Origin of the sequence: Streptomyces albiaxialis (assembly GCF_039530985.1) — a bacterium.
Lineage (GTDB): Bacteria > Actinomycetota > Actinomycetes > Streptomycetales > Streptomycetaceae > Streptomyces > Streptomyces albiaxialis.
Genome location: NZ_BAAAPE010000017.1, coordinates 129,632 through 140,616, shown reverse-complemented (window position 1 = coordinate 140,616; position 10,985 = coordinate 129,632). Strand labels below are relative to the sequence as shown.

At 73.1% G+C, this 10,985-nt stretch carries 5 protein-coding genes; 4 read left to right on the top strand and 1 reads right to left on the bottom strand.

What is annotated here, in order from left to right; genetic code table 11:
• Nucleotides 1-6,105: type I polyketide synthase (locus tag ABD343_RS34530; protein WP_344534070.1), on the bottom strand; the 6,105-nt coding region annotated here is incomplete at its 3' end.
• 224 nt (nucleotides 6,106-6,329) lie between these two features.
• On the opposite strand from ABD343_RS34530, the gene ABD343_RS34525 reads away from it, so the two are divergent.
• From ABD343_RS34525 to ABD343_RS34510, 4 genes are read left to right on the top strand one after another with little or no spacing between them, the layout of a single operon-like run.
• A complete protein-coding gene (locus ABD343_RS34525) occupies nucleotides 6,330-7,247 on the top strand; it encodes a putative sugar O-methyltransferase (protein ID WP_344534068.1) in 918 nt (305 codons plus the stop codon).
• A complete protein-coding gene (locus ABD343_RS34520; protein ID WP_344534066.1) occupies nucleotides 7,244-8,263 on the top strand; it encodes an NAD-dependent epimerase/dehydratase family protein in 1,020 nt (339 codons plus the stop codon). The genes ABD343_RS34525 and ABD343_RS34520 overlap by 4 nt, the downstream gene beginning before the upstream one ends.
• Nucleotides 8,260-9,564 (top strand): lipopolysaccharide biosynthesis protein RfbH, encoded by a 1,305-nt coding sequence (gene rfbH / locus ABD343_RS34515; RefSeq protein ID WP_344534064.1) that lies wholly within the window; start codon nucleotides 8,260-8,262, stop codon nucleotides 9,562-9,564. Before ABD343_RS34520 ends, rfbH begins: the two co-directional genes overlap by 4 nt.
• On the top strand, nucleotides 9,561-10,976 hold the full coding sequence (locus tag ABD343_RS34510) for an NDP-hexose 2,3-dehydratase family protein (protein ID WP_344534062.1): 1,416 nt from the start codon (nucleotides 9,561-9,563) through the stop codon (nucleotides 10,974-10,976). The genes rfbH and ABD343_RS34510 overlap by 4 nt, the downstream gene beginning before the upstream one ends.
• The last annotated feature ends 9 nt before the right edge of the window (nucleotides 10,977-10,985 follow it).

Sequence of the window (10,985 nt, the reverse complement as noted above, 5' to 3'; positions counted from 1 at the left end):
CCGGCGCGGACGTTCGCCGCACGGCCACTCCACCGGCTCGGTCAGCAACCCCACAGCGCCGGACGACCAGTCCACGTGCGGCGAGGGCTCATCGACGTGCAGAGAGGCCGGAAGCACCCCGTGGCGCATCGCCTGCACCATCTTGATCACACCGGCCACACCCGCGGCCGCCTGCGTATGACCGATGTTCGACTTCACCGACCCCAACCACAACGGCCGCCCATCGGAACGCTCCTGGCCATACGTCGCCAGCAACGCCCCCGCCTCGATCGGATCCCCCAGCGTCGTCCCCGTACCGTGCCCCTCCACCGCATCCACATCGGCCGCCGTCAGCCGCGCACTCGCCAGCGCCGCACGGATCACCCGCTCCTGCGACGGGCCGTTCGGCGCCGTCAGGCCGTTGCTGGTGCCGTCCTGGTTGACCGCCGACCCGCGCAGCAGCGCGAGCACCCGGTGGCCGTTGCGCCTCGCGTCCGAGAGCCGCTCCAGCAGCACCAGGCCCACGCCCTCGCCCCAGCCCGTGCCGTCGGCCGCGGCGGCGAACGGCTTACAGCGGCCGTCCCGCGCGAGGCCGCGCTGGCGGGAGAACTCGACGAACGTCGCGGGTGTGGCCATCACGGCGACGCCGCCCGCCAGCGCCAGTTCGCACTCGCCCTGACGCAGCGCCTGGGCCGCGAGATGCATCGCGACCAGCGACGACGAACACGCCGTGTCCACCGTCATCGCGGGCCCTTCGAGCCCGAAGGCGTACGCGAGGCGGCCGGACATGACGCTCGGGGTACCGCCCGCGAGCAGGTAGCCCTCGACATCGGGGGCGGACGCGCTCCCGGCGGAGCCGTAGCCCTGGAAGGTGCCGCCGGTGAAGATACCGGTGTCGCTGCCCTGGAGGGACGCGGTGTCGAGGCCCGCGTTCTCGAAGGCCTCCCACGCGGTCTCCAGCAGCAGCCGCTGCTGCGGATCCATGGCCAGCGCCTCGCGCGGGCTGATCCCGAAGAACGCCGCGTCGAACCGCCCCGCGTCGTAGAGGAAGCCGCCTTCGCGTACGTAGCTGGTGCCGGGGTGGGCGGGGTCGGGGTCGTAGAGCGCGTCGAGGTCCCAGCCGCGGTCGGTCGGCAGTTCGGAGACGGCGTCCCTGCCTTGCGCGACGAGATTCCACAGGTCGTCGGGGGTACGCACGCCGCCGGGGAAGCGACAGGCCATGCTGACGATCGCGATCGGTTCGTCGTCGGTCCCCGCCTCGCGGGCCGGGGGGCGGCCGGAGGCGCGTCCGGCCGGGGCCGTCGTGCCGCTCAGCCGTCGGCGCAGGTACCCGGCGAGGGCCTGGGGCGTGGGCTGGTCGAAGACGACGGTGGGCGGCAGGTTCTCGCCGGTGAGGGCGGTGAGCTGGTTGCGGAGTTCGACGGCGGTGAGCGAGTCGAAGCCCAGTTCCTGGAACGGGCGCGAGGGCGGGAGCGCGGCCGGGTCCGGGTGGCCCAGGACGGCCGCGGCACGGGCCTGGACGTGGCGGAGGAGGATCTGGAGCTGCTGCGCGGGCGTGCTGTCCGCCAGTTCGCGGTGCAGCGGGTCGTCGCGATCGTGGTCGCGATCGCGGTCGCGCGCGCTGTCCGAGCGGGCGTCGCGGCCCCCGGGCTCCTGGTCCGCGTCCGGGACGAGCCCGTTCAGCAGCGGGCTGGGACGCCGCGCGGCGAACGTCGCGGCGAACGTCTCCCAGTCCACGTCGGCGACGGTGAGCGTCGTGTCGCCGTGGTCCAGCGCGCGGTGGAGGCTGGCGGTGGCGAGATCGGGGTCGAGCGCGGCGAGGCCGCGATTGCGCAGATAGGAGAGGGTTTCCTGGTCCGCGGCCAGGCCGATGTCGGCCCAGGGGCCCCAGGCCACGCTGGTGGCGGGCAGGCCGACGCCCCGGCGGTGCTCGGCGAGCGCGTCGAGGTACGCGTTGGCGGCGGCGTACGCGCCCTGGTGGCCGCTGCCCCAGGTCGCGGCGTTGGACGAGAACAGCACGAACGCCGTCAGGCTCAGGCCCCGCTCCCGGGTGAGTTCGTGCAGATGCCTCGCCGCGAGGGCCTTGGGGCCGAACAGGCCGTGCAGGTCCTCGGGCCCCAGCTCGGCGACGGGCCCGATGTCGGCCGTACCTGCGGCGTGCACGACGGCCGTGAGGGGGTGCGCCTCGGGGACCCCGTCGAGCAGCCGCCCCACGGCCGTATGGTCGGCCACGTCGCAGGCCGCGACGGTGACCTCGGTGCCCGACGCGCGCAGCTCGTCGGCGAGTTCGGCGGCGCCGGGCGCGTCGGGGCCGCGGCGGGAGACGAGGAGGAGGCGCGGCGCGCCCTGCTCCGCGAGCCGGCGGGCGAGGTGGGCGCCGAGTCCGCCGGTGCCTCCGGTGATCAGGGTCGTGCCCTCGGGCCGCCAGGGGGCGTCGTCGACGTCCTCCGGGGCGGGGGCCCGGCGCAGCCGTCGCGCGTAGGTGCCGGAGCCCCGGAGGGCCAACTGGTCCTCCGGGCCCTGGTCACCTGTCAGCAACGCGGCCAGCCGGTCGGCGGTCAGGGGCCCGGGTTCCGTCGGGAGATCGAGCAGGCCGCCCCACCGCCGGGGGTGTTCGAGCGCTGCCACCCGGCCGAGACCCCAGACGGCCGACTGGGCCGGATGGGGGAGAGGTTCGTCCGGCGAGACGGCCACGGCGCCCTGGGTCACGCACCACAGGGGAGCCTCGACCCCCGTGTCCCCGAGGGCCTGGAAGAGGGCGGTCGTCGCCGCGAGCCCGGCCGGGACCGCCGGGTGGTCCGGATGGACGGCGCCGCCGTCCAGGGGGAGGAGGCACAGCACGCCCGTCGGCGCCCCCGCCTCCTCGGTCATCTCGGCCACCTGACCGGCCAGCAGCGAACGAGCGGCCGTCGCGACGTCCACCTGGCCGAGGTGCACCTCGGCGCCCCGCGCACGTAGAGCCTGGACGGTCGTACGTACGGCGGAGTCGTCCTCGCTCCCCGAGGGCACGAACACCAGCCAGACGCCGCCCTCTCCACGTCCGCCCGGCTCTGTGGCGGGCAGGGGCGACCAGACGGCCCGGTACCGCCAGGAGTCCAGCCGCGCCTCCTCCCGCCGACGGCGCCGCCACTCGGCCAGGATCGGCAGCGCGGGCCGCAGCGTGTCGACGGCCCCACTGTCGTCGTCCAGCCGCATCCCGCTGGTCAGCGCCTCGACGTCGAGCTGCTCGATCGCCTGCCAGAGCCGTGCCTCGACGGCGTCGGGCCCGGCGGCCCGGGAGCCGTGCACGCTGGGCGGCGCGAGCCAGAACCGCTGGTGCTGGAAGGCGTACGTCGGCAGTGGCACGGCACGCGGTGGCCGCTCCTCCTCGGCCACGACGGCCGACCAGTCCACGTCGACGCCGGCGACGTGCAGCCGGGCCAGCGCCTGCAACAACCCGTCGACCTCGGGCTTCTTGCCCGACAGCGCCGGTACGACCAGCGGCTCCGCCCCGTCGTCACGGTTGGCCGCGACATCGTGGTGCTGAAGAGTGTGCTGGGCGGCGGTGGCCAGGACGGGGTCGGGGCCCAGCTCCAGATAGCTGCCGGCGTCGGGCCCGGTGCGGGCGAGGGCGGGGGCGAAGTGGACCGGTTGGCGGATGTGCTGGACCCAGTAGTCGGGGGACGCGATCGCGTCGTCGGCCGGTTGGCCGGTGAGGTTGCTGAGGAGGGGGATGACCGGCTGCCGGAAGTCCAGGCCCTCGATGGCGTGGTGGAAGTCCTCCAGCATCGGGTCCATGAGCGGGGAGTGGAAGGCATGACTCACGCTGAGGCGCTTGGTCTTACGTCCCTGGGCCTTCCATGCCTCGGCCAGTTCCAGGACGGGTTGCTCGGGGCCGGAGATGACGGTGCTGGTGGGGGTGTTGAGGGCGGCCACCGCCACACCCTCCGGCAGCTCCAGCTCCAGCTCCAGCTCCTCCGCCCCGGCCTCGATCGCGACCATCGCGCCGCCCTGGGGCAGTGCTCCCATCAACGTCGCCCGGGCCGCCACCAGCGCACACGCGTCCTCCAGGCTGAAGACCCCGGCCACATGGGCGGCGGCGACCTCACCAATCGAATGACCGATCACCGCATCCGGCCGCACCCCGAACGAACCCAGCAGCCGGGCCAGGCCGATCTGCAACGCGAACAGTCCGGCCTGCGCATACGTGGTGTGCTCCAGCTCGGATACCTGACCCTCGAAGACCACCTCACGCAGCGGCCGCTCCAGGTGCGGGTCCAGCAACCCGCACACCTCATCGAAGGCAGCAGCGAACACGGGGAATCGGCCGTACAGCTCAGCGCCCATGCCCACCCGCTGGCTGCCCTGGCCGCTGAAGAGCCACACCCGCTGCCCCGACGGGGCCGTGCCGCCGCCTCCGGGCACCACGACGTCTGGGTGTGCTCTCCCCTCGGCCAAGGCCTCGACCCGCGCGAGGAGTTCGTCCCGGCTCCCGCCGAGCACGAGGGCCCTGTGCTCGAAGAGCGTGCGCGTGGTGGCGAGGGACCAGCCGACGTCCCGTACGTCCGGTCCGGAGTCGGGGCCGGAGCCGGAGCCGGAGCTTGAGCCTGAGCCGGAGCTTGAGCCTGAGCCGGGGCCCGTGGTCAGCCAGTCGGCCAGGCGCCGTGCCTGGTCGCGCAGGGCGTCGGGCGTACGTGCCGAGAGCGCCCACGGGACGACGCCCGTGAGCGGTACGGGCGCGAGGGCGTCCTCGGCCTCCGAGTCCCCCTCTTCCAGGATCAGGTGGGCGTTCGTACCGGAGATGCCGAACGACGAGACGCCCGCGCGGCGCGGGCTCTCACCACGTGGCCAGTCCCGCTGTTCCGTCAGCAGTTCGATCGCGCCCGAGCCCCAGTCGACCTCGGGGGTGGGCTCGGTGAGGTGGAGCGAGGCGGGCAGGACGCCGTGCCGCATGGCCAGCACCATCTTGATGACGCCTGCCGCCCCGGCGGCCATCTGGGTGTGCCCGATGTTCGACTTGACGGAGCCGAGCCGGAGCGGGCGGCCCTCGGGGCGGTCCTGCCCGTAGGTGGCGAGGAGCGCCTGGGCCTCGATCGGATCGCCGAGAGTGGTGCCGGTGCCGTGGGCCTCTACGGCGTCGACATCCGCGGCGGTGAGCCGCGCGTCGGCGAGGGCTTCGGCGATGACGCGCTGCTGGGAGGGGCCGTTGGGGGCGGTGAGGCCGTTGCTGGTGCCGTCCTGGTTGATCGCGGATCCGCGGAGGACGGCGAGGACGCGGTGCCCGTTGCGCCGCGCGTCCGAGAGCCGTTCGAGCAGCAGGATGCCGACGCCCTCGGACATGGTCATGCCGTCGGCGTCGGCGGAGAAGGCCTTGGACCGGCCGTCGGGGGCGAGTACGCCGAGATCGGCGAAGCCCACGAAGGGCGCCGACGAGGACATGACGGCGACTCCGCCGGCCAGCGCGAGGGAGCACTCCGACTGGCGGAGCGCGCGCGACGCCAGGTGGAGCGCGACGGACGCCGAGGAGCACGCGGTGTCCACGGTGACCGCCGCGCCCTCCAGGCCGAGGAGGTAGGCCACCCGGCCGGAGACGACGCTGGCGGTGTTGCCGATGGTGAAGTACCCGGCGGAGCCGTCCGGCACCTGGGACGGGTCGGAGTAGTAGTCCAGGTGGTCGCAGCCGATGAAGGTGCCGGTCCTGCTGCCGCGCAGGGACCGCGGGTCGAGGCCCGCGTGTTCGATGGCCTCCCAGCACGTCTCCAGGGCGAGCCGCTGCTGCGGCGCCATGCCGATGGCCTCGCGGGGCGCGATGCCGAAGAACGCGGCGTCGAATCCGGCGACGTCGTCGAGGAAGCCGCCCTGGGTGGTGATGCCCGCGCCGGGACTTCCCGAGCCGGAACCGGCGAAGGAGTCCAGGTCCCAGTCGCGGTCCTCGGGCAGTCCGCCGACGCCGTCTCCGCCGCGCGCCACCAGGTCCCACAGCTCCTCCGGGGACCGTACGCCCCCGGGGAACCGGCAGGCCATGCCGACGATCGCGAGGGGCTCGTGCCCGGCCGCCTCGATCTCCTTCAACCGCCGCTGCGTGGTGCGCAGATCCGTGGTGGCCCGCTTGAGGTAATCGAGGAGCTTCTCTTCGTTGTTCGCCATGGCCCGCCTTGTCGCCCACTCCGCTGATGGTCGGGTGCCGGTGTTGTGGGACCACTCTCGGGGCGGTTCTAAAGGGCGCCTAATCCGGTCCTTTCGCCCGTCGGTGGTGGGTCGCGGGCGTCGTGGGCGGGGGTGTCCGGCGATATCCCGGGGTTAGACGGGCTTTAGAAGCGGCCGTGACGCTGGGCGGCAGGCAGCCGAGCGGCGATGGTGGGGAGAGTGGGATGGCACAGGCTTTCCAGGCGAGTCGGCAGTGGCAGCGCATCAGTGAGAGGTGGGTGACCGAGGAAGCGGCCGCCGATCTGACTGATTTCAAGTCCGACCCGAGAAACTTCCACCTCGCGCTCTGGGATCCGACCACGAACGGCGTCCGCTATCTGAAGGCGCTGCTGTACGAACTCGCGACGCGGCTCAGCCCGGAGGAATGGGCCCGGATCGAGAAAGTGCGCAACCGGGAGGTGGGAAACCCGCTTTCGGTGCGCATCGACGGCAGGCCGGTCTGCCTGGACTACCTCCAGGCCTCGCAGGAGCTGGGGTTCATCGAGAAGGCCGTCGAGCTGCGCGGCGCCCGCGTCCTGGAGATCGGCGCCGGTTACGGGCGGGTCTGCCACGCGATGCTGTCGAACTACGACCTCGCCGGGTACTGCATCGTCGATCTGCGGAACACGCTGGCGCTCAGCCGCCGCTATCTGCGCGAGGTGCTGGACGACGAGCAGTTCGCGAAGGTGCGGTTCGTGCCCGTGGACGAGGACGTGGAGGCCGCGTTGGAATCCTCCCGGTTCGACTTGTGTGTCAACGTCCACTCGTTCACCGAGATGGCCCCGGAAACGGTTTCCGCGTATCTCCGGCTCATCGACCGCTCGTGCACCGGATTCTTCGTGAAGAACCCGGTCGGAAAATACATCGACAAGAGCATGGACGGCTACGGCAAGGGCAACGAGGCCGTGCAGATGGCGCTGGAGAACGGGCCTCTCCGGCAGCTTCTCGACATTCACGACACCGAGGCCGTCAAGGCGGCCGTGCCCGCCTTCCTCTCCGCCTACCGGCCGGGCGAGGAATGGACCTGTGCCCGAGAAGGGCGCGGGCTCCCCTGGAGCTATTTCTGGCAGGCCGTGTACACGAAGAACAGCGCTCGCCCGTGACCGGCGGGCCGGTCCTCGTCCTGGGCGGATCCGGCTATCTGGGACGGCACATCTGCGCCGTGTTCGCCGATTCCGGTGCCACGGTCGTACGGGTGTCGCGGTCGGCGGCCCTGCCCGACACGACGCCCGGTGCGACGCCCGGTGCGAAGCTCGGTGCGACGCCCGATGCGACGTCCGCGGCGCCACCCCGCGCCGGGGCCCCCGCCCGTGCCGTCCGCATGGACCTGGCCACCGCCCGCACCGCCGAGCTGGCCGCGCTGTGCGCCGACACCGGGGCCCGCGTGCTGGTGAACGCCTGCGGCGCGGTGTGGGGCGGCGGAGAACGGGAGATGTCCGCGCTCAACGCCGACCTCGTCGGCCGCCTCACCGACGCCGTCGCCGGGCTGTCCCGCCCGCCGCGCCTCATCCAGCTCGGCAGCGCGTACGAGTACGGGCCCGCGCGGCACGGGGAGGCCGTCGACGAGGACTGGCCGCTGGAACCGGCCACCGCCTACGGGCGGACGAAGCTGCGCGGCTCGCAGACGGTCCTGCGCGCCGCGCGCGAGCACGGGCTGGACGGGGTGGTGCTGCGGGTCTCGGTGGCCTGCGGCCCCGGCGCGCCCCGCGCCAGTCTCCCCGGGCTCGTGGCCGCCCATCTCGTGACCGGCCGCGACGAGCTGCGGCTCGCGCCGCTGCGCTCCTACCGCGACCTGGTCGACGTACGGGACGTCGCCGTCGCCGTGCTCGCCGCCGCGCGGGCGCCCGCCCGCGCCGTCACCGGCCAGGTCGTCAACATCGGCCGGGGCGCGGCCGTTCCCGTGCGCAGGCTCGTGGACCTGCTGATCGCCTACAGCGGCCGTTCCCTGCGCGTGGTGGAGGAACGGCCGCCGGACGGGACCCGCTCCGACATGCCGTGGCTGCGGCTCGACATCGCGCGGGCGAGGCGGCTGCTGGGCTGGACCCCGCGCCGCAGCCTGGAGGACTCGCTGAGGGACCTGCTCGCGGACGCGGGCTGCCAAGGGAAGGACGGACGATGAACGAACGGGCCGCGCACATCCTCGACGAGGTCCGCAAGTACCACCAGGACATCCAGGACGGGGGCGGCTTCGTCCCCGGCGTCACCGAGATCTGGCCGTCCGGCGCCGTGCTGGACGAGGAGGACAGGGCGGCGCTCGTCGAGGCGGCCCTGGACATGCGGATCGCCGCCGGACGCAGCTCGCGCCGGTTCGAGTCCGCCTTCGCGCGCAGGATGAAGCGGCGCAAGGCCCACATGACCAACTCCGGCTCGTCCGCGAACCTCCTCGCCGTCTCCTCGCTCACCTCCCACCTGCTCGGGGACCGCGCGCTCAAGCCCGGCGACGAGGTGCTGACGGTGGCGGCCGGGTTCCCCACGACCGTCAACCCGATCCTGCAGAACGGGCTGGTCCCGGTCTTCGTCGATGTCGAGCTGCGCACGTACAACACGACCGTCGAGCGGCTGGAGCGGGCCATCGGGCCGCGCACCCGGGCCATCATCATGGCCCACACCCTCGGCAACCCCTTCGAGGCCACCGAGGTCGCCCGGCTCGCCGAGGAGCGCGAGCTGCTGCTGATCGAGGACACCTGCGACGCGGTGGGGTCCACCTACGACGGCCGACTGGCCGGCACCTTCGGCGACCTGGCCAGCGTCAGCTTCTACCCGGCCCACCATCTGACCACGGGCGAGGGCGGCTGCGTGCTGACCTCGAACCTGGTGCTGGCCCGGATCGTGGAATCGCTGCGGGACTGGGGACGGGACTGCTGGTGCGAGCCCGGCGAGAACGACACCTGCCGCAAGCGGTTCGCCTACCAGATGGGCACCCTGCCGACCGGCTACGACCACAAGTACATCTTCTCCCACGTGGGTTACAACCTGAAGTCGACCGATCTGCAAGGTGCCCTCGGCCTCAGCCAGTTGGACAAGCTCGACCACTTCTGCGCCGCCCGGCGCCGCAACTGGCGGCGGCTGCGCGAGGGCCTGGACGGGCTGCCGTGGCTGGTCCTGCCCGAGGCGACGCCCCGCAGCGACCCGAGCTGGTTCGGGTTCGCCCTGACCGTCGACCCCGAGGCGCCGTTCAGCCGGGCCGCGCTGGTCGACTTCCTGGAGTCCCGCAGGATCGGCACCCGCAGGCTGTTCGCCGGGAACCTCACCCGCCACCCGGCCTACATCGACCAGCCGCACCGGGTCTCCGGCGCGCTGACGAACAGCGATCTCATCACCGAGCACACCTTCTGGACCGGCGTCTACCCCGCCCTCACCGAGGAGATGATCGACTACGTCGTGGAGTCGGTCCGCGAGTTCGTCGGGAGCAACGGATGAGCGCCCCGGCCGGTACGCGCGGCGCCGCGTCCCTCCGTACCCCCGACGTGCGGCCTCGCGGCGACACCGGGCTGGCGGCCCGTATCGCCCGCTCGGCCGAGGCCCTCGCGGGCCCGGCGGCGGACACGGACGACGTCCTCGCCTGGCTGGAGAGCCGCCGCCGTGCCGTGCCGTTCGCGGTGGAGCGCATCCCGTTCGGTGACCTGGAGGGCTGGTCGTTCGCCCCGCACACCGGGAACCTCGTGCACCGCAGCGGCAAGTTCTTCACGGTCGAGGGGCTGCGCGCCACGATCGACGCGCGCAGGTGGAGCCAGCCGATCATCTGCCAGATGGAGGTCGGCATCCTCGGCATTCTCGCCAAGGAGTTCGACGGCGTCCTGCACTTCCTGATGCAGGCCAAGATGGAGCCCGGGAACCCGAACCTGCTCCAGCTCTCGCCGACCGTGCAGGCCACCCGCAGCAATTACACCAAGGTCCACAAGGGAGCGGCCGTCCGCTACCTCGAACACTTCACGGACCCGGCCCCCGGCAGCGTGCTGTCCGACGCGCTCCAGTCCGAGCACGGCTCGTGGTTCTTCCGCAAGCGCAACCGCAACATGGTCGTGGAGACGACCGAGGACGTGCCGCCGCACGAGGACTTCCGCTGGCTGACCCTCGGGCAGATCGCCGCCCTCCTGCGCCACGACCTCACGGTCAACATGGACGCCCGCTCCGTGCTCGCCGGACTCCCCGGACCGGACACCCCGCGCGCCCTGCACACCGACACCGGCATGCTGTCCTGGCTCGTCGAACGCCGCGCCGCCCACCAGACCTCCGCCGAGCGCGTCCCGCTCGCCGAGGTGCCCGGCTGGACGCGCGGGCCCGCGTCCGTCGACCACGAACGGGACCGCTATTTCCGCGTCGTGGCCGTCTCGGTGCGGGCCGGCAGCCGCGAGGTCGGCGCCTGGACGCAGCCGCTCCTCGAACCGCGCGGCCAGGGCCTCGTGGCCTTCCTCGCCCGCGACTTCGGCGGTGTCCCGCACGTCCTCGTGAGCGCCCGCGCGGAGGGCGGCTTCCTCGACACGGCCGAGCTGGGCCCCACCGTCCAGTGCACGCCCGGCAACCACGCGCATCTGCCCGCCGCGGAGCGGCCGCCGTTCCTGGACGAGGTGCTGTCGGCCGGGCCGTCGCGCGTCCGGTACGCGGCGCTGCACTCCGAGGAGGGCGGCCGGTTCCTGGACTCGGTCAGCCGCTGTCTCGTGGTCGAGGCCGAGGACGCGCACGAGCCGCCCGGCTTCCGCTGGATGTCGCACGCCCAGCTCGCCGCGTTCGCCCGGCACAGCCACTACGTCAACGTCCAGGCGCGCACCCTGCTGACCTGCCTGCGCGCGATGTCTTACGGCGACCGGCAGAACGGCTGGGGGGCGCCCTGAGCGAGCGGC

Coding starts and splice junctions, on each gene's coding strand:
- ABD343_RS34510 (WP_344534062.1), top strand. CDS start 9,561: ATGAGCGCCCCGGCCGGTACGCGCGGCGCCGCGTCCCTCCGTACCCCC.
- ABD343_RS34525 (WP_344534068.1), top strand. CDS start 6,330: ATGGCACAGGCTTTCCAGGCGAGTCGGCAGTGGCAGCGCATCAGTGAG.
- rfbH (WP_344534064.1), top strand. CDS start 8,260: ATGAACGAACGGGCCGCGCACATCCTCGACGAGGTCCGCAAGTACCAC.